Origin of the sequence: Microcystis sp. LE19-131.1A, from assembly GCF_027532015.1 — a bacterium.
GTDB classification, from domain to species: Bacteria; Cyanobacteriota; Cyanobacteriia; order Cyanobacteriales; family Microcystaceae; genus Microcystis; species Microcystis ichthyoblabe_A.
This window is the reverse complement of the sequence record NZ_JAPZSS010000033.1, coordinates 1-25,535: the sequence shown is the minus strand read 5'-3', so window position 1 is coordinate 25,535 and position 25,535 is coordinate 1. Positions and strand designations below refer to the sequence as shown.

Here is a 25,535-nt window from a genome sequence, read left to right as displayed (position 1 = left end):
ATGAAACTGTTAAAAATGCTCATCGGTACTTTCCTAATACTACCGATTTTTTCCGTTCATGCTCAAGTACCCTCGCTTCCCCCAATCAAGCAAAATTCCCCCAATCTTGGTGATCTACCGAATGATCCCACCCAGCAGAAAAATTGGGTTTGTAACCAAGAAGATCAACGCATTGCCGTGGCTGCTAAAGAAGAGAAAGGTTGGAAAGAATTAATTGAAAAACAAGGTTGGCAATGTCGTGAAGGAAATACCGATATACCCGATCAAACTCTCAGCTTTTCCTGTGAACCAGAACAAGCGATTGGCATCTTGACAGTTTACTGGTTAAATGGTAGTAATGGTCAACAACAATTAAGTCAATGGCGAGATAAATTAGCGGCACAACAGGGGATGGTTTGTACCATTAATAACGTGCAGTTATTCGATACTCAAGAAAATATACCCAATCCATGACAACCATGATTAAATTAGCAGTTTTGCCTCAATCTATCCTCCTGGGTATCAGTTTATTATTAAACAATTCTCTGCCCTTACTTGCCCAATCTACACCCCTGAGCGTGGATAATTTAAGAAATACCGTCTATAACATTCCCAATCGGGGTTCCGTAATTGTCAGCGATGGTATTTTTCAATCCAATGAGGGACAAATTTTAGGAGTGCAAGTCAGTCGAGAAGCCTTGATGGGGGACTATAATAATGATCAAAGGACTGATGGTATTGTCGTCTTAAGAGTGATTACTAGAGAGCAACAGCAATTACATTATTTAGCCCTAGTGATCGATAATAACGGTACTGCCACTAACACCGATACTGTCCTGTTAGCCGATCGAGTAGTTGTCGATAATCTTAGTGCTAAAGATGGTATGATCACCGTCAATATGAGAAGATTTCTCCCTCGGGATCCTTCCTGTTGTCCGTCGGGAGTCATTACCCAACAATTTGCGATTAATTCTAGTATTAATCAATTGACTTTACTGAGTACCAACGAAAGTCAACCCACCACCCCAAATGTGCAGGTAATACCCGGTTCTCCCCTGAGAATTAATAATAGTAATCTCCCCTTTCAACCTCCTGCTGGGGCCATCCAAATTCGCTTTTAACCTTGTTTTTAGTGCGTTACGCTGGGTACATCTCCTATTTGTGAATCTACTCAGTTGGGATTCCCTGATAATCTTTTTTTTAAAACTGTGCTTTCTGGGTTTTTTGTCTTATAATTCAGACTCTTGGGGGGTTCTACCCCCGAACCTCCTGTGCATTAGTTTTTCGGTGAAATGCTTAGACGCATTTGTTTATATATTTGTACCAGTCTAAGAGTCACTGATAATTCCTAAAGGCAACTCTCCTGACTCCTGACTCCTGACTCCTGATAAAAAATGGCCTACAAATATCCCATCCAGCGCTGGTATATTGCCGCAACTAATCCCGAAAAAATCGAGGGGTTAGCGCGGGAAATGGGACTATCATCCTTATTAGCAACTATCTTAATTAATCGCGGTATTGATACCCCCGAATTAGCTAAAACTTATATAGATCCTGAAGCGGATATCCTACCCTCTCCCCTGGGAGAATTTCCCGACTTAGAAAAAAGTGTCAATTTATTAGTAAAAGCGATCGCCTCTGGTGATAAAATTGCTATCTGTGGGGACTACGATGCCGATGGCATGACCAGTACATCTTTACTACTAAGAGCCTTAAGACATCTCGGCGCTAGGGTAAATCATGCCATACCCAGTCGCATGAAAGAGGGATACGGAATTAATCAGCGCATTGTCGAAGAATTTGCCGAATCTGGAGTCGGATTAATTCTCACCGTTGATAATGGTATTTCCGCTCACGAACCGATCGCCCTAGCGATAGAATTAGGATTAAAAGTTATTATCACCGATCATCACGATCTGCCGCCAATTTTACCAAATGCCTCCGCTATTCTCAACCCGAAATTATTAACCCCGAACTCTCCCTATCAGGGATTAGCGGGGGTGGGAGTCGCCTATATTTTAGCGGTGACAACTGCCCAAAAAATGGGTAAATTACAGGGATTAACCGAGTCATTATTATCATTATTTACCCTAGGCACTATAGCAGATTTAGCTCCATTAATCGGGGTAAATCGTCGCTGGTTAAAACGGGGTTTAAGAAAATTACCCAAATCCCAATTAGTCGGGATTCAATCCCTGATGCAAATAGCGGGAATTAGCGAGGAACAAAAGCAATTACAACCGGATGATATTGGCTTTAAATTGGGACCGAGAATTAATGCAATTGGCAGAATTGGCGATCCCCAGATAGTTATTGAATTATTAACCACCGATGACGCAGGAATTGCCTTAGAAAGAGCAATGCAGTGCGAACAAATTAATCGTACTCGTCAAGAATTGTGCGAAAAAATTGAAGAAGAAGCGATTAAATTAGTAGAAGAAACACCGATTCTTTGGCAACAAGATCGAGTTTTAGTCTTAGTGGAAAAAGATTGGCATCATGGGGTAATTGGTATTGTGGCCTCCCGTTTAGTGGAACGCTACGGAGTGCCAGTTTTTATTGGTACTTACGAGGAAGAAGATACGGATAAAATTCGCGGATCTGCCAGAGGAATTGAAGAATTTCACGTTTTTGAAGCTCTGCAATTTTGCCAAGATTTACTAGGAAAATTTGGCGGTCATAAAATGGCGGGGGGTTTTAGTTTACCCACAGCTAGTTTACTAGCATTTAAACAAAGATTAAGTCAATTTTCTCACAAAATTTTACAAATAGAACAATTAAAACCTTTAATTAAAATTGATACTATCATTGATTTTAAACAAATTACCCTGGAACTTTTTCAACAAATTGATAGTTTGCAACCCTGGGGAATTGGCAATGAATTACCCGTTTTTTGGACTCCTAACGTGCGAGTAGTGGAACAGAAAACTATCGGAAAAAATCATTTAAAATTATTGCTGGCTCAAAGCGATAATACCAGAATTAAAGCCCTAGCATGGCGTTGGGGCGAATATTGTCCTTTACCAACTCGTTTAGATATTGCCTATAAACTCAAAGAAAATACTTGGAATGGTAATACAACCATAGAAATTGAATTAGTGGGAGTGCGATTACCCCAAGAAAATGATAATATTAAAAAAGCAATTTTTATGCACGCCGATAAAATCTATCAATGTAGTTTTTGGGGTGATTTAAACGAGATTCGCATCAAAAATGAACAGGGCGAGATTTTAGTCGTGCAGAAAGGGCAGCGCATTGGTTTATTAGGGAAAAATCGGCAACAAGCTAGAGAAGTCAACGTGACTGAACCCCGTTTTTATACTTTAATTAAAGTTGCCATCAAAGCTTTGGCTATCTAGCAAAACCTCCAAAAAAAGCGCCTTGACGATGAACCAAACCATAGTGATCAAAATCGGTACTTCCAGTTTGACCGATAATGAAACCGGCCAATTATCCCTATCCACGATCGCCGCTTTAGTGGAAGTCCTCACCCGGTTGCGCGCTGCCGGTCATCGGGTGGTATTAGTATCTTCCGGGGCCGTGGGGGTGGGCTGCCGTCGTCTGGGAATACAGGAAAGACCGAAAAAAATCGCCCTCAAACAAGCGATCGCCGCCGTCGGTCAAGGTCGTCTGATGCGGATCTATGATGACCTCTTTACCAGTCTTGGTCAACCGATCGCCCAAATTTTGCTGACCCGTCCCGAATTGATGGAACGCACCTGTTATGTCAACGCCTATAATACCTTTCAGGCTTTGTTTGAATTAGGGGTGATTGCCATTGTCAACGAAAATGATACGGTGGCGATCGATGAGTTAAAATTCGGCGATAATGACACTTTATCAGCCCTTGTGGCCAGTTTAATCGAGGCTGACTGGTTATTTATCCTCACCGATGTGGATCGCCTCTACAGTGCCGATCCGCGGCTATTTCCCGAAGCACAGGCCATTGCCCGAGTTACTCCCGCGCAATTAGCGCAACTATCGATCGATGCCGGTAGTAGTGGCAGTCAGTGGGGGACCGGGGGTATGGCCACTAAATTGGCGGCGGCCCGGATTGCCACCAGTGCCGGGGTAGAAATGGCGATTACTAGGGGACGGCAGCCCAGCAATATCTTAAAAATTATGGCAGGAGAGGCGATCGGAACCCGTTTTGAGGCCCAAAAACGCAGTGATAACGCCCGCAAACGCTGGATCGCCTACGGACTAATGCCCATGGGTAAAATCTATCTCGATGCCGGGGCGATTCAAGCCATTTGTCAGGGGGGAAAATCTCTGCTCGCGGCCGGGATCACTAAAGTGGAGGGGGAATTTAGCGCCTCGGAATCGGTGCAATTGTGCGATCAAGAAGGCCGGGAATTGGCCAGGGGAATTGTTAATTATAGTAGTGAGGAGATCGATCGAGTGAAAGGTCAACATTCCGAGCGTATTGCCAGTTTATTAGGTTATATGGCCGCAGAAACCATTATTCATCGGGATAATCTCGTTATTTTGAGTGCCTCGTCCACCACCTCGACTAATAAGGGATAATTCCGCCACCCAGCGCCGGTCTGGCCAATGCCTTAAATGTAAAGAAATGTCTCAAAAAAACAACAAATTGTTAGACAAGCAAGAGAGTTAGACTAGGGATGTCCCCCGAAGTTCAACCCTGTGAGATTATAAATAAAGCGAAACTCAAAAATGCCTTTATTGCTGTTGGGAGAAACTTAATAATGCGAGACGCGGTAACTAGCCTGATTAGAAAATACGATGTCACCGGACGTTATCTCGATCGAGATGCGATCGATAATCTTAAACAATATTTTGCCTCGGGAACTGCCCGTCTAGCTGCCGCCGCCCTAATTAACGCTAATTCGGCGGCGCTCGTGCGTGGGGCGGCGATTCGTCTATTTGAAGAAGTTCCCGAATTGATCCGCGCCGGGGGTAATGCCTACACCACCCGTCGTTATTCTGCCTGTCTGCGGGATATGGATTACTATCTCCGCTATGCCAGTTATGCGCTGGTGGCTGCCGATACTAATGTTCTAGATGAGCGGGTACTGCAAGGACTACGGGAAACCTATAATTCCCTCGGTGTTCCCATCGGTCCGACGGTGCGCGGTATCCAAATCATGAGCGAAATGATTCAAACCATGGCTCTTGAGGCGGGTATTGCCGACACCTCTTTGATCGCTGAACCCTTTGATCATCTCACTCGCGAACTAAGCGAAGTCTCTATTTAAATTCAGTTATCAGTTATCAGTTTGTTCGTTCAATCAGTGACTGAGTTTCTTAGTGGATTCTTTTGATGAACAGCGAACAGTTATTGCTATCGAGATGGCGTGATTTGCCGCCAGACAAACAGAGAGAGGTCTTAGATTTTACCGAATTTCTAGCCACACGTCTCTTGTCGTCGCCGGAATCAGAAGCTAGTCCGAACTTGTCCGCATCGCCAGAAAACCCTCAAACTCCCGATCGCCGCTGCCAGTCGATTCCCGCTTTGATCGAGGCAGTCAGACAACGCTATCGGGAATTACCCAATGATGTGGAATGGCTAGACAGTACGGTATTGATTCGCCAAGAGCGAGACGGGCGATGACAACTGCTTTTAGATGCGTTGTCGATGCCGTCGGCGATCGAGCCATTGTTGTAAAATAATCGCCGCCGCTTCCCGATCGATCGCTCCCTTATCCCAAGAGGAAAACTGTTTTTTGGCTTTTAAGAATTCTTCCGCCTCTAGGGACGTGCAACGCTCATCAATGTATTCGAGGGGCAAATCCAAGGCGATCGCTAGTTTTTGGGCGTATTTTTGTACCTGTTTGGCCTGAAATCCTAACTCTCCGGCCATGGTATAGGGTAGTCCCGCCACCAAAATCTTAATATTTCTTTCCTTGACAATTGCCTCAAACTGTGCTGCATCGGCAACAAAGGAAGAACGGATAATCGTAGTCAAACCAGTGGCGATTAAACCTGTACCGTCACATCCTGCCACTCCTACCCGTTTTTTGCCGATATCTAAGCCCAGGGCGGCGACCCTTTCCATTACACTGGATGCCCCTGATCCGGGGGTTCCGAGGGGGGTTTAGCGGGGGGAAGTTCTCCCGGACTGTCGAGGGAGTCTAGGGGGGGATTATTGGGCCATTTTAACCAAGACATCCGACTAGGGATGGGAGTTCGTGGCACCGATTGTAAACCCTGGAGCATTTCTGCTAAGGCGGAATTTTCCGGCTTAGTTTCGCGAATTTTGTGCCATACCGAGCGCGACATCATCAGGGTGTGGGAACTGCGGATCGCTCCCAATTGTTCCAGATATTCCCGTCTTTCGTGCTGATAATCGGCAGATATCAACTCTAGCGAGCGAGGGGGATACTTGCGAGTGATCTGGGCCATCTGGATTAATAACTTAGGATAGAGCCAAGTGTAGGCGGGATGGACAATTAATTTCGCTTGATGGGGTCGCTCATCCCGATTAGATAGAATTAATTCAAAATAACCGATCGCCGCTTTTCGTTGTGGTTCAAAAACGTAACCGCGACTAATTTGCGGACCGCCGCACCAACTCTGACAGCGACCGAACAAACTATCAACTAAACTGATTTTAAAATCCTGGATATGGCGATCAAATACCTGACGCAGTAGCGGCGGCATAGACACACAATCTAACTGATAAAGCAATTGAGCGTCAGCATTGCTCACAGGCAGTAAATTCGGTAAATCTGCCTCTTGTTTGCTCAATTCCTGTAATAATTGCGGCGGTAAAGACCAATAGGTTAATTCTGCCAAAGGCTGAAAACCGTGTTGCCGGAAAAGTGCCAAACTGTCCTTTTGATTGATATTAACCTCTAACACCCAGGTGCGGGCTTCCCAAACCGTTTCTAGACAATAACGCAGTAATTGCGCCCCGATGCCCTTGGGTTCGCCTAAAGACTCCCCCGGATGCACCCGCACCTGTTCCACCCGCCAAGTGCTGCGACTACTATTAAAAGGAGTGACTTGGATGGCCCCGCGAATTTTCCCTTCTTCTCCCCGATTGGCCAGGGACTCGGCCACATAGACATGAAAACGGTGTTGCAGAGGATTGGGAAAAAAACTGAGAATTTTAAACAACCCAAACCAAGGCCGCACCCGTTGCACCTGCGTGCGGAAATTTTGGGCGCGACGATCAATATCCTCATCGAAGTCATCCAGGGTTAAAGCTTCAATGTCTTCCAAATCCCGATACTGTACGGGACGGATTGGGCGATCGCTAAAATCGTCCCCTTGGGGAACAGGAGAAGTGGTCATGGCTCTGGGGTAAATATCGTCTATGCACCTATCTTACCGCAGAATCTAGAGGCACTTCCCCACCAATAACAATTTCTGACGGCTCAAGGAGACCGCCACAGAAAGGACACCTCGATGAGCATCTGGGGTTTTTTGGGCCAAATTTCCGATCATGACAATTCGATGCTACAATAACGGACGGTTAATCAGTCCGAATTTGCAGTAAAAGTCTTTGAGTCAATCTGTAGATACCACTAACACCCTAGACACTCTAGCTCAAGAACTGGCCGCCATTCAGCAGACCGGTTCTAAGCGCGTCGCTTTATTGGGTTCCCGTCACGTTCCCATCACCCACCAGCAATTGATCGAAATGATGGCCTATGCCCTCGTGCTGGCGGGCAATCGGATTATGACCTCCGGGGCGACGGGAACCAATTCCGCCGTCATTAAGGGGGCAATGCGGGCAGATCCTAATCTGTTAACCGTGATCTTACCCCAAAGTCTCGATCGCCAGCCCCTGGAATCCCAAGAACAACTTCAGCAGGTTATCCATCTGGTGGAATGTCCCGAAAATGACCATCTATCCCTAGGGGAAGCCAGCAGCCTCTGTAATCGGGAGATTATCAATCGTTGTCAACAGTTAATCTGTTTTGCTTTCCACGACAGTCAGACTCTTTTGCAAACCTGCGCGGAAGCAGAAGATCAACGCAAGCTAGTTACCCTATTTTATTTTGACTAAATTCAGCGATGAATCTCTCCGTCAGTGCCATTCTTCTCTATTCGATAGTGGCTGCCGCTATCTCTGTCTATCTACCTTTTCTGCTGGTGGCCTACGCTAGAGCTAAGGTGGGTTACAATACCTCCGCTCCCCGGGCAATGTTCGATCAACTCCCATACTACGCCAAACGAGCAACTTGGGCCCATCAAAATGGTTTTGAAACCTTTATGATCTATAGTGCCGCCGCTCTCATGGCCTACGTTACAGGAGTCTCCTCATCCCTAGCTGCTAACTGTGCGATCGCTTTTGTGATCCTCCGGCTTCTATTTTCCCTTTTTTATATCATTAATATCCCGATCGCTCGTTCCCTGATGTTCGGTCTCGGTTCTCTGTGTACTTATACTCTCTTTGGCTTGAGTTTAATCAAGATTCAGTAGAATTCCCGAAACCCGATGCAGGAGAGTGGAAAAACGCTATAGTTCGGGAGCGGTAAAGAATTTGCTTAACCCAAACTATAGTTAATTGTGTTACTGATAAACCGGTAATTTGGGATTATCTACTGATAACAAACCGGTTAGAAGTGAGGCGGGTTTTTGACTATAGGGCCAGGCAAAAGCATGGCGAAAAGCCGCATCTTGACAAGCTTGTAATTGTCGGAAATCGATCACGTCTAGGGTGAGTAAATTCTCGTACTCGAAGGGCAGCCGGACATTGTGTAAACCAGCATTATCGGTACAGATAGCAATATCAACCCCCGCTTCAAAACAGCGATCGAAGACTATCTTTAATTGCGATAAACTTTCGAGGGTGCCAGTTTTTAAATAGGTGGTGGGACAGACTTCTAAACATTGATGACGACGGGCAACTTCCGGCAGCAATTCTGGGTATTGTAGGGGAATTTGAATACCGTGACCAATTCTTTGCAGATAGGGCAGTAATTGGGGATAACAACCGTTCTTTGTTTCATAAAGATGGCCGGTGGTATTTAAACCGTTTTCCCTAGCATAACTGTATAAACCGGCAAATTCCTCTAGTCGAGTTTGGTAGTACGAATCACCCCCAGCAATATCGATCGCACAGACGTATTCTCTCATCCCTAGGGCCAGATCAACGATCGCTTTGTTGACTTCGTAGGGAAGTCGCGAGTGCATACAGAGAATTTGACTGGTAATAATCGGATATTCGCTCATTTTCGAGGCTTGACCAACGATCTCGACAATTGATCGCATTTGCTCGATTCGCTCTGTCTGGTTCAAATATTCGTCGGTGCGATAGTAGGGAGTATAGCGCAATTCTAAATAGGCAAGATTCTCGAAGATGTAAGCACCGCGAATCAGACGATAGATAAAATAGGGCAAAGTTTGGGCGGTTTGGACACTTTCGACAAGGGTGTGTAATTCTAAATACTCATCTAAACTATTGCGTTCGCGGGTGTAAAATTCCTCAAAAGCGGGATATTCTGGGAATTTATCCGCTAAATCCCGCTCATGTCTGTGAAAGTAGCGCCAGAGAATTCTCGGTACTACCGATCCCCCTAAATGCCGATGCAAATCCGCGTATAAAGCCACAACTCCGCTGCTCCTTAGTCTCTCAAATGTTCCTTAAATATAACGAAGTTTTACAATTGTTTGACAATTGCTCGCAAATAGTATCAGTACCTAGTCGGTGAACAGTGTGGGGTGTGGGGTGTAGGGTGTGGGGTGATGGGGTGTGGGGTGTGGGGAGTTTTCTCAGTGAACTGATAACTGATAACTGATAACTGATAACTGATCACTGATCACTGCTTAATGATTTGATAGCATGGAGGAAAACCTATAGAGGGTGAAGCGGTATGAGTAACTATAAAGATTCTTCTTCCATGCGCTATTTCTTGGCAGGATTAAAACCCTTTGCCCAACCTTTATTTTGGCTGCCCCTAGGAATATTTTCCTTAGCTCTCATTGCTTTCTCGATATATCAACAGAATCCTGAATGGTTGGGTTCGGTATTCGATACCCCAGGAAAGTCCTTGGAGGAACGCGAAATCGAGAGCAACAAGATTACCGATACTCCTCTCCCCACTGCCGTACCACTGCCGGCCATTCCTGCCAATAATAATACCGCTCGCCCGGGGAGACCGGCCTCGACGCAGCCTTTTGATCCTTTAAATACTAATCCCAATGACAACCAGAAACCCTCTTTATTCGCTCCGTTAATGCCGCCAGTCAAGCCAAATCCAGTACCGAATGCTAGTAAAGGTCTGCAACCGATTCAAGTGCAACCGATTAGTGGCAACACTAGCAATTATCCTTTACAGAGAGAAATCGAAAATCGCTCGCGGACTGCTAACTTGAATAATTATTCTAATCTCAACCCTGGGGGCAACCCGAATCAAGTCGCCCCCCAGGGAAATTATTCCCCTTATCAACAAAATGTTCGGCCTCTACCCTCCTGGAATAATGCCAAACCTAACCCGGTCCCTGGCTCTAGCAACCAATCCAACTATTATCAACCCCCCATATATCAGACCCCCGTTTACGGCAATCAACCCAACGTCACTGGTTATCCCAATCAGGGAATGCCGCCCAACAATAATGGCATCCCCAATCAAGTTCCCCCTCAAAGTATTAACCGAGGTTTCTCCATCCAACAACCGATTAATACCCGGTCTTCTGGTTACTAGAGGAACTTAGCTATAAGCTTGCAGGAAGTCTAATAAAATCGGATTAACTATTTCTGGGGCCTCGTCCTGGGGACAGTGGCCTAAGCCAGCTAAGGGGATAAACTTTTTTACGGTCGGGAATCGTGCTAATTCTTGGCCCAAGGGCAAGGGTTCCCAGGGATCCTCGCTACCCCAAAGCAGAATAGCCCGACAGGGGAGAATCGGCAGTAGGTCTTCCGGGAGTGGGCCACCAGAATAACCGGTAAAAGCGAGGAAAACCTCGATCGCTCCTGGATCTCTGGCGGGTTTTAAGATTATTTCCACTAATTCCTCCGTTACAGCTTCTGATCGCCGATAAGCTTGCAGGAGAATTTTACGCACTGTCTGGGGTTTAGCGATCTGTTGGAAGAAAAAAGCCCCAATTGCTTTATTTTTGAGAATTATTTGGGCAATATCCGCTCCTAAACGACGATACCAGGGTAATTCCCCCCGTTTTCTTTCGTGAAGTAGTCTGAGGGAACAATTAATCGCCGCCACCCCAAGGACAAAATCGGGATGATCGACGGCAGCCTGCATAATGGCGATGCAACCGATGGAATTCCCCGCCAAAAAAGCAGCACCCCCCACCACTTCCCGACAAAAATCGGCAATTTGCGCCCCCCAAGTCTCGAAAGTGTAATCGATCTCGTTTTTCGGTTCGGGTTTGTCGGAACCGCCAAAACCAATTAAATCTAGGGCAAAACAGCGACATTTTTCGCCTAAAACGGGGATATTTTTCCGCCAATGTCCCCAAGATGCCCCAAATCCATGCACAAGCACGATCGCGGGTCCTGTCTCCCCCGCACTTTGATAGGTGATTTTGAATCCCCGCCAATGCCAAATTTTTGGTTGTGTCTCTAATCCTAGAATTTGCTGCATACTTTGTTGTGTCTGTAAAGTATTTGTTGCTTTTCTTAATATATACTGTCAGGTTAAGTGGCGGCTTGGCTGGTGGTCTGGGGATGAGGTTTAAAGACTGATCGGGTTCCAATTATTTTTATTAATAAATATTTTACACACTTGATACTGGGTAAGCAAGAGGCTACGGCACTACTAACAGATCATTTCCTCTAAAAAAATGGAGAATCACGTTTTTATCCATGACTACAATGCACAGTAAAGCAAAGGATTAAGCCTCCATCACTACTACCGAATCACCACCCATCAAGAGTAAGACTGATTCTGTATTCTGTGCTACCGTTTGAATTGGGAATTACTGTCTAGAATTTGGTATCGACGACTGGCGACTGGCTCCCCAAAACGAAAACTGGCTCTTCGGGACTTGGTATGGTTCGATATGGGGGCATAAATCGACTAAATCCTTATCTGGCAAGGGATTTAATTGATTAGTTCGCTCTAGATCGCAAACAATTGACAAAAATCGCGGTAATGTCTGTCTCTATAAGGGTTTCATTCCTTATAACCCCCATCCATTGCATAACACAAACCGAAGAGCCCGAAAACTTTATACCTCGCCCTTGAGATGACTGTTATAAGTTGTGTTGAGAAATGTGTAGAGTTGGAGCAAATCCTTGACGGGAACCTAAGGTCTTGTGATAACTTGTATAGGAGTTATCGACAAGACCCCATCAGCTAGACAGACCCTTCCAGTTTCTCTATGTTTCATCCTAACCAATCGGAAACCCGCGAAGATATCCGTGAGTATGTGGCTCAACTACAACTTCACATGGCTTTACAAGCTCGTAATCTCGTGCCTAGTCTGACTAATACTAGAGATAGTCGCGAGAAACTGCTGCAGGATACCCAGGCGACTATTGAAAAAATCGTTTCTCGTCATTTCTAGTTGACCGATTTTAGCATAGTCACTTGAGCCACAGGACAGGCAATACAGGTGCCAAAATTGCCACTGCGGAGGCTGTCACTAATCTCGATGTCTCCGCTTCTGCAAGAGCAAGAATTGTCTCCTGTCCATCAGTAGGCATTTACCTTGTCGTGACAGCAAAGATAAGACCACCAGTTCTTTCGGTTGTCTATACTTTAGATGGTCATAATCTGAGATTTATTAAACTTCTGAAATCGTAGAGTGAGCAAGGAATCCAATTCATTTTTATGTTTCAAATAGGCATCATTCAGACATCCATAAATATACTTTGCACGGCTACAACTTGCATTTTTTACAAAGACAATAATATATAGCAAACCTAAAGGAGTTGTGAAAAGGCATCAAATCTTTTCAAGTTAGGAAATTTGAAAAGATTATATTTGGCAAAAAATTCAAATAAAAGATTAACAATCTTAAAGTTTTTGCCGAATTGATTAAACGCTCTATTTGTCTTTCTCTTTCATTTTGATTGGTTTCTAATTGCTTTTTTTCTTTCATTTCTTGATAAAACTTTTCTATTTTACCATAGCAAGCTCTATTTACCCCTCAAATGGAATTGCTATAGTCTTATCCAGCTACAATACGCTTAAATTCTATAGGGGAGGAAAAGCGCAGGATTTTCCCATGTATCGCCTTTCCTCCTGAAAGATTTCAAGTTGGCCATCACTTCAAGAGTTGCACCTTATCTGAGATTATTTTTGATAACCACAAACCAAGGTCTGAAATCAGGTTTGGTGACTTTGATGTATCCCTGATCGTCTAGAGAAACAATCGTTTTTGCCACACTATCTCCTACATTCCCACCGATGACTTCTAATTGATTGTTATTTTTGGCAACCACAATATCACAATGAGATTCAAAATCTCCTTGATCAATAATCTGTGGATAGGTTAAACCCGCATTTTTTCCTCGCGGCGCACAGATTAGATCGCCAACAGATGGACGAATCGGATCAATGGGATAGTCTTTAATTTTGACGGCGGGATAGCCTCGAAAAGAAGCATTAGGATTGTTCCGATTTTTGACGGCATCAACGATGTAAGTAGCGTGACGGACACTATATTTAAACTGATCACCTGCCCCTGATTGTTTCATAATAAAAGAAATAAAAGCGGCTGACCAAGGATAATTATCCCAGCCTCCTTGATTTTTATCTGCTATTCTGGGTAATCTACAAAAGTCACCTCTAGGGGGTGTTTTTACACTGCGCCAGTAACGATTAACTATGTTACATTGAGCATATTCTAGAGGTCTTTCAGCTGTTCCTGTATCTCTGCGTATTTCAGTATCTGCTTTAGCTCTGACAACAATGGGTGGATTATGAAAATTTTGCCATTCTTTAACAGCGTTTTCAGCCACTTTTTCTTGAAAAGTCTGAGCTTTTGTTGCCCCAGGAATGACTAAAAAGCTAATAGTTAACAATCCACCAGCAATTAGAGTATTGAAAAGTTTCATAACTCCCTCCTTTCCCTTATTTGAGAGATAGAAAAAAAGATAATTAAAACAATGGACAAAGATTCAATTGCTCAACAATCTTCTGAACCTCCTGTAACAGAGCATCAGCTTCAGGACAAATTTCAGCTTCTAGTCGGTTAATTGGTCCCCAATGTTTTCGGAGATTTCTTAAGCCAATAGCAGCAAATTCGGCGGCAAAAGCCGGACAAGCTTTCGACAAGCGTTGAAATTCTTTCCCTTTCCCTTCTCCATAGTTTTCCCAGTCTTGGGGAGAACAAGTAACCCCTTCCTTAAAGACTTCGACAAACCCTGATGAATTGGCTAAATACTGTTCAAATAATTGGGGTAATAATGGACTAGCACTGCGGGCATTATAGCTTGTTTGAAATAATCCAGCTTCCGCCGTTTCAGCAGTGGTATTGCTGGCTGAACGATCACGTCCTTCACAGTATTTTCCAGAACTTTCCCGCATTCCTAAACCTATCAGCAAGACAAATAAATGTCTGAGGGTATCAACCCCTGCCACGCTATTATTCATCCCTAAATCACCGAATTTTTGAGCATAGTGTGCTAAGGCATCTTTATCGGAGTTTCCTGTGTTAGCTTTCGCCATTTCTTTGGCAAAGGGATTACCTGCTTTCAGCTGGCAATAAACCTTAGCGTAGATAACTGCCATGCCTTTAATGTAACCTTTGGGGGCAACTCCTCGATCGAGCCAGTGATAACGGGCTATTTGGGAATTAGCGGCAATCTGGATAATTTTATCAAGTCCATCCGTGGCGGAAACAACATTAATATAGATACTGGTTTCTGCCTTTTTTTGATTTCCTTGATCAAAACCGATGGCGGTAATTTTGCGCTCACCGATATTGGTAAATCCTGAATAAGTAATCGACCAAGAACCATCCGTTTTGACCTGACCATTGCCTAGGGAATATTGTTCGTCTGCTTTTAGTTCTACAGTGACTATTCCAGGATCGACTTTGCCTGTAAAAGTAACAGGTTTTAGAGATTCAAAGCGAGCATGATTGGTAGGATTGATAATTTGTAAGGTACTCATAGATTACTCCTGTCAAATTTATCTAAATTCTGTGTTATTGAACTTGAATACAAGGTAAGTTTTCCGTTAATTCTTGTAATCTTACCCAGAAAAATTGTGTGGGTTTACTTTCTATTCCTTCTTTTTCGAGAAGATTTTGTGATTCTTCGGCGGCCTGTTTTCCGGCTAAAGCGTGTCGGCGATCGCATTCACATTGAGATAAGTTAGCCGCCTGTTGATAATAATCAATAGCTTTTGTGAAATTTCCAGAAACTTCTTGAGTGAAAGCTAACCGAAAATATCGATCTAATACTGTTTCATTGGGTTGAGGTTCAGGGTCAGGATTAAGAGGTCTAGAAATGTCACAAGATGGGAAAAAAGTTGTTGTCTCTGGTTCAAGCGTTAAAGGTTGATCTAGAGAAGATAGCATACACCCCGCTAATAACCCAATAATCATGAGTAATATGAGGCTAAATTTCATCTAGCTATCCTCCCTTTTTAACTACTTTCAGGGAACAGTCAATCAACAGATATTACCAAAGGATAATTGCACCCTGACCACTGGCTTGAGCGGTATAAAGTCGTAATCGAAGATAATAGGTTCGTCCTTTAATTAAACGAGTGATAATTTGTGCATTGTTGTCCAAACCACTATTATCATCACCTGCCATATAGCGAGGTGTTCCATTGACATCTTCAAATAAGACAATTACCGTATCTAAATGACCGATGGTTTCAATAGTATATTTTCGGGTTTCCTCTGGTCGAATGATAAAATCGAGTTGCTCACTAGGATTGATGTTGACTAAGATTGACTGATACGGTTTGAGTTCGATGTTTACTTCAGATGTCCCCGGATAAAAACGTTTAACTATTTCAATGTCAGTGGGTGATAAGCCCGGTTCAGGAATCAAAGGTCGAGTTTCATAACCCGATGGCGAGAGGATTAATCCTTCCTTAAAATGATAGTGCATGATGGAATTTTTATCCCAACCTGAACCTTTAACTAAATCGGGAGAAATTTTGCGAATGATATTATTATACGTCTTTTCCCGTGACCAATAATTAGGATCTCCCGCATAAGTTTGATAGACTTTTTCTTCATTCCAGACAATACCAGCTAAGGGATTTTGATGTTCATGGGGAAAACCAAGGGCATGACCAATTTCATGTAATGCCGTATCTCGTCCGTAGGGAGTGGTTAAATCCCAACCAAAATTCATCGTCCGTTCACGGGGATTGGTCACATAATCGATGGCATCGCGTCCGATATAAGACCAAGATCCCTCTTGTGGATCAAAACCAATCCGAATTTCTGCTTCACTGGGATCGGTAACTTCAACAAATGCTAAACCAATGCCTAAATTTTTCCATGTATTGAAGGCTTGGCGGACGGCTTCTTTTTGTCTTTCTTCTCCTCGCCAACGACTAGGTGTATCCAAAAAGCAATAATGGAGTATCGTTCGATTAACCCATTTTTTCTGACTGATCAGAATGAGAGAAGCCCGATTTGGGTCAATATCCTCTGATAGAGGACGCTCTGGGACAGCCGGCAAACTACAAAATGCGGGATGTTCTAACTGTTCAGGTTTGGGGATTTCTTCATCTAATTCTTGACCGTGACCCTCAAACAGGCTCTCATCAGCAAATAATTCGGCGATCGCTTCAGGTTGGGGTTCAATACTATTGTAGATGTCTTTGACCTGTTGTTTAAAACGATCCCAATCATTTAGAAGTAATCGAGGACAGTTTTTTCCCGTCCAATGTTTATGGGTAACAACGTTACTGAGAGGAATATTGAGGTCATACATTAAGATCGCCGTTAAGGTAGCCGCACGATCATTAGCAGCTTCTTGATCAATCCCTTCATTCATGCAAATCTCAATACCCACACTTTTCTTATTACCTTCACCACTTCCGGCGTGCCATCCTTTTTCATTGACAGGTAAATGTTTAATAGAACGCTTGTCGTCAACAGTATAATGCCAAGAAACCTTCCGATTTTGAGCATCTTGACCTTTTACATATCGAGCATGGGCGCGAGCATCGGCCCCCCTTCCCGAGTTATCAGTGTTATGAATAGTGATGAAACTAGGCGTTATTTTTGTGTTGGGACGATTAGAATTTGACTCAGGAATTAAGTCGATTTCTAAATTTAAGCTTTCTCCAAGTTTTTTACGGCTAACCATCATTTTAATCCTCAATTTTCCCAAAAGGCAACAAGTATTAACTCCCCTCTCCCACACACAGAAGAGGGGAACTTGCTGATTTAACTACTCATGATTTGCTCAAACAGGAAAAGCTCATCTTCTGAGAGTTGCACATTTTCTTCGATAAACGCTGGCATTCCCGCTCCAAGATTGACAGCTTCAGGTAAGGCTTCAGGGACAGGGAAGTTATTCAGTTTGGTTAACCATTGTTGAGCTAAGTTAGCGATGTGATGCGCCCGATCCATATCATTAATGACTTTTCTCGCATTCACAAAGTCAGTACGGTTAACACTGACATATTGCCCTAAGCGTCGTCCCGTAAAGATGCCATTAGCCATCCCATGAACAAGGATATATAAAGAAATACTTGGCTCTAAGGCTCGATCGGGATTATTAACGAGATCAACTCCTAAAATATTGCTATATTTCTGATAGTTCGTTCTCCAAGTCAGTTGCACATAGCCTCGACCGTAGTAAGGATAATAACGAAGATTTTGTCGTCGCCATTCTTCGGTTTTCCAAAAGGCTTCTCGCACTGGTTTATAAGTATTGGCCGTTTCATGTTGTACGGTTGCCATAATATAGGCAATCTGAGTTCTTAAGGTTAAGCCGTGTTTTTGACCTTCTTGAATCACCGCACGAGCTAAACCATCAGGCAGAGGGGGTTGAGGGGGTGGGGGTAAAACGCCGTTTGTACTATAGCGTAAGAGTGCCTTGGCGGTAGAAGGACCCAAGATGTCTCCCCCCGTCAGTCCTTTTTCTTCTTTAAAATCCCGTAAGGCTTGCCGAGTAATGCCACCAAAATCACCGTCAATGGTGTAATTGTATAAATTTAATCCTTTAAGGATGGTTTGAATTTCTCGACAGAGTTCTTCATCCTCATTTAACGGAGAAGAGGCAATTTCGCCGAAAGGAATGTATTTATTTTGGTCGATGACTTGCTGTAAGGTACTCATTCTGGATGCTCCTTGTCAAAAATTGACATAATTGACTTATTAAACGCCGACAAAGCGACGGACTAAAATGGCTACACGAATGAAGTAATCAATCACCTGTTGTGTCCGAACCGCACGGTCAATATCTTGGCGAATACTGCGGCATTGGGCAATAATTTGGGCGTGATCCGTTCCAATGACAACAAGACGAATTAATGCGCCTCTGACAGCATTTAACGCTTTTTGGCATTGTTCAATGGCATCATAAAGTAAATCAGCCAAAGCCCAATCATTGTTATCTTCTGCCCTCAGTAATTCAAACTGTAGGCGAAATTCGATGTTTTTAAGTCTGTTTTCCGCTTGGCGGAGAATTTGCAGATCAATAGGTGTTCCGACGGGAAGATTGGCGGTTAAGCTCACGGTATCGATCAGTTGTTTGATCTCAGCCATGATCTTATTAAGATTGGGAGATGCAGTTGTAACTGTTTCTAAGCTTTCTCTGTTCAAATCTACGTCTTTTGGTACTAAAGGGGTTAAGGATACATTTAACGCCGATAACACTCTCGGTAAATGACAAGCAATTGCGTGTTCTTGTCTGGGATCGGGATTTGATTCTCCCGCAAAGTGTAAACCAACCCCTTCATGGGTTTGAGGATCGTACCAAATTGCTCCCGAATCACCCCCTGCGCTAATTTCCTCATTATCGGGATTATTAGGGATAATTGCCACAATTTTGAACCCTTGAACCGTTTTGCTGCCCACTGGATAAGTCAGAGTGTATGATCCCACCCCATCAATTTTGCCTCGTGTTACTCCCGTAGTTCTGGCTGATTTTTCTAAAATTTGACCGACATCGCTTAAACTAGCCAAACGAGCCGATTTAACGACCACTCCCGTGTTAAACTGAGCCAATTCAAGGCTACGATCTGAGGGACTATCCCAAAAAGCGATCGCTGCGTCCCCTTCTTCATTCAGCAGAGAACGCCCTAACCATCCCACTCGATCAAGGGTTAATCGTCCGCCATCAGCCGCACCGGGTTGAATAACCTCATCCCCTGGAGAAGCTTCCTTACTTCCGACTAAAACGTGCCAATTACTCAAGATACAAGGTTTTCCTGTCATCTTATCATAGACGATCGCCCCTAAAGTCCCCGTCGCTGTCCGAAAATGACCCACACTAATTCCTGGTTGAATTGGATTAAGACGAGTTTGCCGTTTCAACGTTGTTTCTGCCACAACAGCTATATGAGGTCGATAAATCCCTTGAATCACGTCAAGAGGAATACCATCAATCTCTTTGGGGAAGATTTCCACTGCTTCTAAGCTAGATTCCGGCAGTTTTTCCTTAACATGAACTCGAACGACAATATTATCCGTGGGTTGACCTTCCGTGTATTGATAACCGACATCAACCCCTGTGACGTAATCCCTTCCCATGTAGGCTTTAAAGGCTTTTTGATAAGCTCCTTGCAGTTGAGCTTCGGAATAGTTAGTAGGCATAGTTGCAACCTCTCGTTAATTAAATGTTTACTGAGAACAATTTAGGGGGGCAGATGCAGAAGAACTGGCTTGCCAACGCTGTTGAGGAAGTTCATTGAGAATTCGGTTTAAAGCGGCATCCTTTTGAATGCTTGTCTGAATCTCGGTGATTTTGCTATTAACACTGGTTAAATCGCGACCACTTAAACTGGAAGCAATGCCTAAAGCGGTGGTAATCTTAGCCACAATTTCGTTAAGACTGAGGCGATCGTAGTCTTCAATTAAAGCCGAAAGTTGTGCGCCCGTTTGGGCAGTTAAGAGCAATTTAGCCGTTGCTTGACAGACGATTGTGGTTTCTTCGGCATTAATGGTAAAAAGTTGATCAAGCAATTGATTCGCTGTCTCGATAATTTGTCTTCGTTCAGCGTCTGTGGTTGCTGAAGCATAACGAGTGCGTAGTTGAGCAAATTGATAGAAAATCCAAACCCGATTAGCATTTTTAGGACTGGGGGGATTTTGACGGATCATTTCGGCTAAAAGAAGCATTTTCACGGTTAACCTTCGTGCAGGTTCGGCTGCACTTGCCACTGCTTTCGATTCTGTCCCTAATAAGCCTGCTTGCTCAAGATTGGTAAAGGTTTCCGCGGCGACGACATATTCTTGACGCAGATCATCGAGAGCTTCGTTGACGGGATTAGGAATGGCTGGACTAATACCCAGTATTTGGCCAATAATTTTATTAATTGCCTCTGGATTGCCAAAATCAAGGTTAGGATCAGTTAAAAGCCTTCTGACTAGGACTTCTCGGCGCTGATTTTCAGGTCTAGCATTCGCTGTAAGTTGATAAATGACTTTGGTGGCGGCGATCGCTTCCGTGGCTTGAGTCTGAAAATTGAGGGCTGTTAGTCGTAAAATTGCCCTTCTTTCGGGACTGCATCCATTCAACGTCAAACTTAAAGCCAGAATTCCTAAGGAACCGAGCACCCATCCTTGAATGGAAGATTCTTTAAGCATAGATTTTCCCTCACTATGAATGATGTTAAATATTGGCTAGGAAACCAAAAACAACAGAGAGTTAAGCCGTCCAATTTACATCTGTCCCTCTGGTGTCAACATGAACAAAGTTTCGACTTGGATAAGTGCCAATCCCCCCGTGAAAGACATAGTTACCAATACCCGGAATATTAAAGGTTCTACCGCGATAGGAGCTTAATTTAGCCGCCCATTGGGCAGGAGTACCCCCACGAGCCACAAAATCTAAGGCTAGGGCTTTAGTGTGTTCAGAACCAGGAACACCGCCGACACAAGCGTTATAATCAGGATCTCGATAAGAACTGGTAATAACGATGGGGACACCTAGATCACTGCGTAGTTTGTTTAAAACGGTTAAGGTTCGTGCTAAATTTGGCCAAAGATTCTGAGGAGGGACGGAATTACGGGTATTGCCACAAGTGCGATTCCAATAGGGCGTTAACTCACGGCCTTTGAAATATTGCAAGCCTAAACCATCAATATAGTTTTCTAACTGTGAGGTTAGGGATTGAAGAACCACCTCTTCTGTCTCAACCACTTCAAACGGTTCGTTCTCTAAATAGGCTGCATTACTATGTAGGGCAAAAAGAAGGGATTCAATGTTTTCTAATCGTTCTGCCAAAATTTCTAAATTTAATGAGGACTGTTCTTGAGTATCGTTCATGATTTTGACCTGCATTTGGGGTAATTAATAGTATTGAGAATGAGGGAAAGCGTACTACCAACGGTAAAGAAATTATAGCGTTTCTGATTCACACGAGGTACATTCCCGATTCTGAAAAGCTTAATCAGCAAAGGTTTAAGTGTGCCGCACAGATGCGAGAACCGCTATATTGACTTTTCCTAATAAGTTAAGTACCTAAGCAAAATTAATTACACATATCTAACCACCTCTTGCCTCCTGCCTTTTGCCTTTTGCCTATCTTCACTAGGAAATTAATTTTGCACGACTACTTACTAATCTTTTCTAATTCCCTTAAGCCTTAGTAAGCGAATACTCTCCCCCCACTGTTATCCTTAATTGCTATGTAAGACATTTAAGCAATTACTGTTGTCCCAGTGATTAAATCTTTAAACTTTGCTGCAACCTGATTTTCCCAAGCCTGAAAAATCAGATCATCTTCAAATAATTTTTGAGGATTAATGGTAGAATTAGGATTGATCAGAACTCCGATATCTCGGTATTCAGGTTGCTCATCTAAAGCGTAAGCTGCTAACTCACTACAAATCCATTTATCAGGACAGTTGAGAGCTTCAGACAGTAATTTTTTGATTTTTTGCCGTGATAAAAGACTGAGTATCTGACCGGGTAAACTTCCAGAAAAGGCATGAGCTAGGATTAGTTTATAGTCATATTTTTTACCTACTTCTGGTTTGAGAATCTCAACAATACGCTCTGCAATCTCATCAGTTAAATCTTTGGGTTTGCGGAAGAAAATTTGGCAATTAGAAGGTTGAAAATAGGGTTCTAGAGGATTTTCTTCTACCATATTCGTGCCAGCATTCGCTTCAATACAGGTATTTTCACCCGTAACGATGAGAGCGTGAGTAGCATAAATATTGCTCATTTTATCCCACTTAGTAAAATAAGCAATTCCTCGACCAACTGGATTTGTTCCGTCATAGGTAAAACCGATGTAACCCTTGTTATAGTTAACTCCGTAAACAGGGTTCAAGGTGACGATTTCAAGTTCGGCTTTTTGTTGTAGTTGAGTAGTCATTTTTTTGCCTCTCAGAACGTAACAAAGAAAGTTCTAACTCTGTTCGGAAGTGAAATAGATGAGTTAGATAGCTGGCGTGACTAGGTAAAATTAGGTGCGGTACTTATACTTACTACTCTAGATCGTCTATCAGAATTTACTGCCCCAAAGACGGCAAATTAACATATTTCTTTAGGTTTCTTTATATAAGTTTACAGAATATTGTTCAGCTATTTATTAATAAAAAAAGTTGAGTTTGATTGAAAACCATCCTAACACTTTAGCTCGCCAATCTGAACTTTAGCCGATTCTCGATCGCAATTTTAGGCCACCCTAGCACTTCGCTCTTTTCCTACAAGGATTTTTACCGAGAAAAATGATCTGTCTGCCTGAGAACAGGCTATAGTGATCATCAAACCCTCAGTGAAAAACTTCCCGTGTCTTCAGTATTCCGCCTTCCTCCCTATTTTTCTCCCGCTCTGCAGCGTCGAGTCATCAAAACTCTCGCCGCAAAAAAAACCCGTCAATTCTTGACATGGGCGGCAGCTTGTGCTAGTTTTTTGATCCTCTGGGCGTGGAATTGGCAGTTAGTTTTGGCCACTTTAACCGGGGTGGGGACGATGATTGGAGTTTACCATCTCCAGGGTCAAAACTGGCCATCGCTGTGGCTGTGGTGGCGTGCTTTTTTCAGCGACGATAGCGGTAAGTTAACTTTAGCGGTAGTCTGTGGCGGTTTAGGCAGTTTAGCCACCTATCTCGCTGTGGCAATTTGGACCTATGCCGAAAATCGCTGGTTGGCCCTGGCCTCAATTTTGCAAGGATTTGGCACGGTTTTGACTTTAATCCTGCTAGGATGGCATTTTCTCGACCATCGCGGTGAAAATGAGTCAAAAAACTTCGATCGCTGGTTAGAAAAATTAACAGTCAATGATCCCTTAATGCGCTTAATGGCCGTCCGACGTTTAAGTGAAATGGAACTTTCCCCCAGTCGTCGAGAACAATGCCAAGAATACTTCCGTTATCTTCTCTCGCGAGAAACCGATACGCAAGTGCGTTCGGCTTTATTGGATAATTTTTCTGGCAAAGAAGCAATCAAACCGCAACCTTTACAAATACCCCTACAGGTGAAAAAATCCCTCTTGAAATATGATTAAAAAGCTCTCTGCTATTAGCAATCAGCCCTCAACTAAAGCTGACTGCTAGAGGCTGAGGAGGATATTTTTTTACACCAAAGTTAACTCGCGCTCCTCGATATTTTGGAACATCAGCGTACTCAGATAACGTTCTCCAAAACTAGGCTGAATCACCACAATTAATTTACCCTCATTTTCCGGTCGTTGGGCCAGTTGAATTGCGGCACAAAGATTGGCACCGGAAGAAATCCCCGAAAGTAAACCCTCTTCTTTTGCCAAACGACGACCAAATTGAAAAGCTTCCTCATCACTGACGGTAATTACCTCATCAATCAGATCTGTGCGTAAAACTTCCGGAATAAAACCCGCACCGATACCCTGAATTTTATGGGGACCGGGATTACCCCCGGAAATCACCGGACTATTGAAAGGTTCCACCGCGACTACTTGAAAACTAGGTTTACGAGATTTAATCACTTCAGCGACTCCCGTAATCGTGCCTCCAGTACCCACACCCGCAACAATAAAATCTACCTGTCCGTCGGTATCTTGCCAAATTTCCTCAGCAGTGGTGAGACGGTGAATTTCTGGGTTAGAAGGGTTGCGAAATTGTTGCAACATATAAGCCCCGGGGATACTATCGACGATTTGCTGCGCGCGTAAAATTGCCCCTTTCATGCCTTGGGAACCGGGGGTAAGTTCTAGGGTAGCACCGTAGGCTTTTAACATCGCCCGGCGTTCTAAACTCATCGTTTCCGGCATAGTTAAAATTAAGCGATAACCCTTAGCTGCCGCAGTCATCGCGAGGGCAATTCCCGTATTGCCAGAGGTGGGTTCCACTAAAACCGTGGTTTCTGGATTGATTAAACCCGCTTTTTCGGCGCTATTAATCATGTGAGTGCCAATGCGGTCTTTGACGGAAGCAGCGGGATTCATCCCTTCTAATTTCATCACAATTCGGCCAAGACAGCCCTCCGCTTGGGGAATCCGATTCAATTGTACTAAAGGTGTGCGGCCAACCAATTCGGTGACATCGTGAGCGATACGCATGATATTTTCTCAGTCTGGGTGATTCGTGTGCTTAGTTATAGCGGTAAGTTCTCAGCTTTAGCGTTTGAGAATTTCCTCACTAGCCAAGGAGGCGCTATATAGCTCACTTATAGCAAAGGCCAGCCCTAGATCGGCAAAATTTCCATTTTCCTTTGTTTCTTTAATCAGTCCGCCTAGCTTGAGAGGATGTCCTATAAAATCTAGATATGATAGGAATGGGATTTTTCTGACAAACTGAAGGTTTTCCCACTGGTGAAAGAGGCTAATCCGTCTTATTTAACCCCTGAAGAACAAGCTTTATCCCTAGAGCAACGTCTGGCTTTTCTCAAGTTACCATTGATTGAGTGCAGGCGTATCCTTGAAGGGCAGGCTGAGTCTATGCTTGACCACTATCAGCAGGATTCTGAATGGCAGCAGTTAATGTCAGGTGATAGCATCAGCTACTAACTTTTAAATTCTGAAAAGTAGGTTACTTTGCTATGGCTAACTCACTAAAATATGCTGAGATACTATCCAAATTTTTGAGAAAAAAGCGATAATTCAACCTCGCTGATTACTGATAACTGATAAGTAGTCGGACATAAATTCTGTTGTCTATCTTGAGAAATGTAAATTGCCGCAATTCTTACTGACTACTGACTCCTGACTCCTATCTCCTATCTCCTGAATCCCGTCTCCTGAATCCTATCTCCTAACCCAATGGTAGATGTTGGATTTTTGCAGGAGTTCTATTTTTCAACAAAGATAAGCAACCATTATATATTGACTCCAAAAACTTGAGAATATTTAAATTAACATTCCGCAATATTTATAAATTCTTAAGAATTAATTGAGAAAGATTTTTATTTAACAACGATTTTACAATGGTTACAGCGATTTGATAGAATTTCATAGTGGGTTATTAAGTACCTAGGCAAAATTAATTACATACTCGCCTCCAAAATTGTCCAGCACTTTTTTAACGTAAGCGAGGAGGCTCTTTCGGTCTTTATAGGCGCTAAATTCAATCCATTCATATTTTAAAAATCTCCATAATATTTCA

Annotated in this window: 25 protein-coding genes and 3 pseudogenes; 11 read left to right on the top strand and 17 right to left on the bottom strand. The window is 43.5% G+C overall.

Translation table 11 applies throughout. From position 1 onward, the window contains the following. The 6 genes from O9323_RS02885 to O9323_RS02860 all read left to right on the top strand — a co-directional run bounded on the left by O9323_RS02885 (nucleotide 1) and on the right by O9323_RS02860 (nucleotide 5,554). Nucleotides 1-453 (top strand): hypothetical protein, encoded by a 453-nt coding sequence (locus O9323_RS02885; RefSeq protein WP_149107819.1) that lies wholly within the window; start codon nucleotides 1-3, stop codon nucleotides 451-453. Nucleotides 454-458: 5 nt separating this feature from the next. Then, nucleotides 459-1,100: a hypothetical protein gene (locus tag O9323_RS02880; protein ID WP_036396050.1), complete on the top strand. Its 642-nt coding sequence runs from the start codon at nucleotides 459-461 to the stop codon at nucleotides 1,098-1,100. Nucleotides 1,101-1,373: 273 nt separating this feature from the next. Beyond that, nucleotides 1,374-3,338 carry a single-stranded-DNA-specific exonuclease RecJ gene (gene recJ / locus O9323_RS02875; RefSeq protein ID WP_002753658.1) on the top strand — a complete coding sequence of 655 codons (1,965 nt, stop codon included), beginning with the start codon at nucleotides 1,374-1,376 and terminating at the stop codon, nucleotides 3,336-3,338. A 28-nt stretch (nucleotides 3,339-3,366) separates the two neighbouring features. Continuing rightward, a complete protein-coding gene (gene proB, locus O9323_RS02870) occupies nucleotides 3,367-4,506 on the top strand; it encodes a glutamate 5-kinase (RefSeq protein WP_002753656.1) in 1,140 nt (379 codons plus the stop codon). 182 nt (nucleotides 4,507-4,688) lie between these two features. Continuing rightward, the gene (gene apcB / locus O9323_RS02865; protein ID WP_036386273.1) at nucleotides 4,689-5,198 is read left to right on the top strand and encodes an allophycocyanin subunit beta; all 510 of its coding nucleotides are present in this window, start codon (nucleotides 4,689-4,691) and stop codon (nucleotides 5,196-5,198) included. 65 nt (nucleotides 5,199-5,263) lie between these two features. Beyond that, nucleotides 5,264-5,554 carry a hypothetical protein gene (locus O9323_RS02860; protein WP_002733243.1) on the top strand — a complete coding sequence of 97 codons (291 nt, stop codon included), beginning with the start codon at nucleotides 5,264-5,266 and terminating at the stop codon, nucleotides 5,552-5,554. A gap of 9 nt (nucleotides 5,555-5,563) precedes the next feature. Here the strand turns inward: O9323_RS02860 and ruvX are convergent, their stop codons facing one another. Both ruvX and O9323_RS02850 read right to left on the bottom strand, forming a co-directional pair. Then, nucleotides 5,564-5,998, bottom strand: coding sequence for a Holliday junction resolvase RuvX (gene ruvX / locus O9323_RS02855; protein ID WP_002753652.1), 435 nt, complete (start codon nucleotides 5,996-5,998; stop codon nucleotides 5,564-5,566). Beyond that, entirely contained in the window at nucleotides 5,998-7,239 is a 1,242-nt protein-coding gene (locus tag O9323_RS02850) for a GNAT family N-acetyltransferase (protein WP_149107821.1), read from the bottom strand. The genes ruvX and O9323_RS02850 overlap by 1 nt, the downstream gene beginning before the upstream one ends. A 211-nt stretch (nucleotides 7,240-7,450) precedes the next feature. Between O9323_RS02850 and O9323_RS02845 the strand changes: the two genes are divergently transcribed. Then, the gene (locus tag O9323_RS02845) at nucleotides 7,451-7,957 is read left to right on the top strand and encodes a hypothetical protein (RefSeq protein ID WP_002741066.1); all 507 of its coding nucleotides are present in this window, start codon (nucleotides 7,451-7,453) and stop codon (nucleotides 7,955-7,957) included. A gap of 8 nt (nucleotides 7,958-7,965) precedes the next feature. Continuing rightward, nucleotides 7,966-8,373 (top strand): MAPEG family protein, encoded by a 408-nt coding sequence (locus O9323_RS02840; RefSeq protein WP_002734719.1) that lies wholly within the window; start codon nucleotides 7,966-7,968, stop codon nucleotides 8,371-8,373. 90 nt (nucleotides 8,374-8,463) lie between these two features. Here O9323_RS02840 and O9323_RS02835 read toward each other — a convergent pair whose 3' ends face one another. Continuing rightward, nucleotides 8,464-9,504, bottom strand: coding sequence for an adenosine deaminase (locus O9323_RS02835; RefSeq protein ID WP_002753648.1), 1,041 nt, complete (start codon nucleotides 9,502-9,504; stop codon nucleotides 8,464-8,466). 263 nt (nucleotides 9,505-9,767) lie between these two features. Between O9323_RS02835 and O9323_RS02830 the strand changes: the two genes are divergently transcribed. Next, on the top strand, nucleotides 9,768-10,598 hold the full coding sequence (locus tag O9323_RS02830) for a hypothetical protein (RefSeq protein ID WP_149107823.1): 831 nt from the start codon (nucleotides 9,768-9,770) through the stop codon (nucleotides 10,596-10,598). Between the two features lie 6 nt (nucleotides 10,599-10,604). Here O9323_RS02830 and O9323_RS02825 read toward each other — a convergent pair whose 3' ends face one another. Then, nucleotides 10,605-11,495 (bottom strand): alpha/beta fold hydrolase, encoded by an 891-nt coding sequence (locus O9323_RS02825; RefSeq protein WP_149107824.1) that lies wholly within the window; start codon nucleotides 11,493-11,495, stop codon nucleotides 10,605-10,607. A gap of 739 nt (nucleotides 11,496-12,234) precedes the next feature. Here O9323_RS02825 and O9323_RS02820 point away from each other — a divergent pair. After that, nucleotides 12,235-12,420: a hypothetical protein gene (locus O9323_RS02820; protein WP_002731861.1), complete on the top strand. Its 186-nt coding sequence runs from the start codon at nucleotides 12,235-12,237 to the stop codon at nucleotides 12,418-12,420. 194 nt (nucleotides 12,421-12,614) lie between these two features. Here the strand turns inward: O9323_RS02820 and O9323_RS02815 are convergent. The 11 genes and pseudogenes from O9323_RS02815 to O9323_RS02765 form a co-directional block, all read right to left on the bottom strand. Then, nucleotides 12,615-12,722: pseudogene (locus O9323_RS02815) on the bottom strand (IS630 family transposase); the annotation flags it as partial. A 56-nt stretch (nucleotides 12,723-12,778) separates the two neighbouring features. Next, nucleotides 12,779-12,904, bottom strand: a pseudogene (locus O9323_RS02810) (IS630 family transposase); the annotation flags it as partial. Between the two features lie 237 nt (nucleotides 12,905-13,141). After that, nucleotides 13,142-13,915, bottom strand: coding sequence for a DUF2272 domain-containing protein (locus tag O9323_RS02805; protein WP_149107825.1), 774 nt, complete (start codon nucleotides 13,913-13,915; stop codon nucleotides 13,142-13,144). A gap of 43 nt (nucleotides 13,916-13,958) precedes the next feature. Beyond that, nucleotides 13,959-14,975: a hypothetical protein gene (locus O9323_RS02800; protein WP_149107826.1), complete on the bottom strand. Its 1,017-nt coding sequence runs from the start codon at nucleotides 14,973-14,975 to the stop codon at nucleotides 13,959-13,961. Between the two features lie 34 nt (nucleotides 14,976-15,009). Beyond that, entirely contained in the window at nucleotides 15,010-15,435 is a 426-nt protein-coding gene (locus O9323_RS02795; RefSeq protein WP_008202888.1) for a tetratricopeptide repeat protein, read from the bottom strand. A gap of 52 nt (nucleotides 15,436-15,487) precedes the next feature. Continuing rightward, the gene (locus O9323_RS02790; protein WP_288124662.1) at nucleotides 15,488-17,146 is read right to left on the bottom strand and encodes an N-acetylmuramoyl-L-alanine amidase; all 1,659 of its coding nucleotides are present in this window, start codon (nucleotides 17,144-17,146) and stop codon (nucleotides 15,488-15,490) included. Between the two features lie 77 nt (nucleotides 17,147-17,223). Then, nucleotides 17,224-18,120, bottom strand: coding sequence for a peptidoglycan-binding domain-containing protein (locus tag O9323_RS02785; RefSeq protein ID WP_149107827.1), 897 nt, complete (start codon nucleotides 18,118-18,120; stop codon nucleotides 17,224-17,226). Nucleotides 18,121-18,159: 39 nt separating this feature from the next. Further along, nucleotides 18,160-19,599 carry a chymotrypsin family serine protease gene (locus O9323_RS02780; protein WP_008202896.1) on the bottom strand — a complete coding sequence of 480 codons (1,440 nt, stop codon included), beginning with the start codon at nucleotides 19,597-19,599 and terminating at the stop codon, nucleotides 18,160-18,162. Between the two features lie 27 nt (nucleotides 19,600-19,626). Continuing rightward, the gene (locus O9323_RS02775; RefSeq protein WP_149107829.1) at nucleotides 19,627-20,592 is read right to left on the bottom strand and encodes a hypothetical protein; all 966 of its coding nucleotides are present in this window, start codon (nucleotides 20,590-20,592) and stop codon (nucleotides 19,627-19,629) included. Nucleotides 20,593-20,653: 61 nt separating this feature from the next. Continuing rightward, a complete protein-coding gene (locus O9323_RS02770) occupies nucleotides 20,654-21,274 on the bottom strand; it encodes a YcbK family protein (RefSeq protein ID WP_008202900.1) in 621 nt (206 codons plus the stop codon). Nucleotides 21,275-21,647: 373 nt separating this feature from the next. Then, complete coding sequence (locus O9323_RS02765) at nucleotides 21,648-22,331, bottom strand: hypothetical protein (protein WP_149107210.1); 684 nt, start codon at nucleotides 22,329-22,331, stop codon at nucleotides 21,648-21,650. 416 nt (nucleotides 22,332-22,747) lie between these two features. Between O9323_RS02765 and O9323_RS02760 the strand changes: the two genes are divergently transcribed. Further along, nucleotides 22,748-23,464, top strand: coding sequence for a hypothetical protein (locus tag O9323_RS02760; protein WP_149107211.1), 717 nt, complete (start codon nucleotides 22,748-22,750; stop codon nucleotides 23,462-23,464). 69 nt (nucleotides 23,465-23,533) lie between these two features. Here the strand turns inward: O9323_RS02760 and cysK are convergent, their stop codons facing one another. Together cysK and O9323_RS02750 are read right to left on the bottom strand one after the other, a co-directional pair. Further along, a complete protein-coding gene (gene cysK / locus O9323_RS02755) occupies nucleotides 23,534-24,493 on the bottom strand; it encodes a cysteine synthase A (RefSeq protein WP_002734500.1) in 960 nt (319 codons plus the stop codon). Between the two features lie 909 nt (nucleotides 24,494-25,402). Next, a pseudogene (locus O9323_RS02750) lies at nucleotides 25,403-25,535 on the bottom strand (IS630-like element ISMae24 family transposase); the annotation flags it as partial.

Bases quoted from the DNA above. Each gene is read 5' to 3' on its own strand.
- proB (WP_002753656.1), top strand. From the start codon at position 3,367: ATGAACCAAACCATAGTGATCAAAATCGGTACTTCCAGTTTGACCGAT.
- apcB (WP_036386273.1), top strand. From the start codon at position 4,689: ATGCGAGACGCGGTAACTAGCCTGATTAGAAAATACGATGTCACCGGA.
- O9323_RS02885 (WP_149107819.1), top strand. From the start codon at position 1: ATGAAACTGTTAAAAATGCTCATCGGTACTTTCCTAATACTACCGATT.
- O9323_RS02860 (WP_002733243.1), top strand. From the start codon at position 5,264: ATGAACAGCGAACAGTTATTGCTATCGAGATGGCGTGATTTGCCGCCA.
- O9323_RS02770 (WP_008202900.1), bottom strand. From the start codon at position 21,274: ATGAACGATACTCAAGAACAGTCCTCATTAAATTTAGAAATTTTGGCA.
- O9323_RS02805 (WP_149107825.1), bottom strand. From the start codon at position 13,915: ATGAAACTTTTCAATACTCTAATTGCTGGTGGATTGTTAACTATTAGC.
- O9323_RS02800 (WP_149107826.1), bottom strand. From the start codon at position 14,975: ATGAGTACCTTACAAATTATCAATCCTACCAATCATGCTCGCTTTGAA.
- O9323_RS02825 (WP_149107824.1), bottom strand. From the start codon at position 11,495: ATGCAGCAAATTCTAGGATTAGAGACACAACCAAAAATTTGGCATTGG.
- O9323_RS02775 (WP_149107829.1), bottom strand. From the start codon at position 20,592: ATGCTTAAAGAATCTTCCATTCAAGGATGGGTGCTCGGTTCCTTAGGA.
- recJ (WP_002753658.1), top strand. From the start codon at position 1,374: ATGGCCTACAAATATCCCATCCAGCGCTGGTATATTGCCGCAACTAAT.
- cysK (WP_002734500.1), bottom strand. From the start codon at position 24,493: ATGCGTATCGCTCACGATGTCACCGAATTGGTTGGCCGCACACCTTTA.
- O9323_RS02780 (WP_008202896.1), bottom strand. From the start codon at position 19,599: ATGCCTACTAACTATTCCGAAGCTCAACTGCAAGGAGCTTATCAAAAA.
- O9323_RS02785 (WP_149107827.1), bottom strand. From the start codon at position 18,120: ATGAGTACCTTACAGCAAGTCATCGACCAAAATAAATACATTCCTTTC.
- O9323_RS02765 (WP_149107210.1), bottom strand. From the start codon at position 22,331: ATGACTACTCAACTACAACAAAAAGCCGAACTTGAAATCGTCACCTTG.
- O9323_RS02840 (WP_002734719.1), top strand. From the start codon at position 7,966: ATGAATCTCTCCGTCAGTGCCATTCTTCTCTATTCGATAGTGGCTGCC.
- O9323_RS02795 (WP_008202888.1), bottom strand. From the start codon at position 15,435: ATGAAATTTAGCCTCATATTACTCATGATTATTGGGTTATTAGCGGGG.
- O9323_RS02830 (WP_149107823.1), top strand. From the start codon at position 9,768: ATGAGTAACTATAAAGATTCTTCTTCCATGCGCTATTTCTTGGCAGGA.
- O9323_RS02880 (WP_036396050.1), top strand. From the start codon at position 459: ATGATTAAATTAGCAGTTTTGCCTCAATCTATCCTCCTGGGTATCAGT.
- O9323_RS02850 (WP_149107821.1), bottom strand. From the start codon at position 7,239: ATGACCACTTCTCCTGTTCCCCAAGGGGACGATTTTAGCGATCGCCCA.
- O9323_RS02790 (WP_288124662.1), bottom strand. From the start codon at position 17,146: ATGATGGTTAGCCGTAAAAAACTTGGAGAAAGCTTAAATTTAGAAATC.
- ruvX (WP_002753652.1), bottom strand. From the start codon at position 5,998: ATGGAAAGGGTCGCCGCCCTGGGCTTAGATATCGGCAAAAAACGGGTA.
- O9323_RS02820 (WP_002731861.1), top strand. From the start codon at position 12,235: ATGTTTCATCCTAACCAATCGGAAACCCGCGAAGATATCCGTGAGTAT.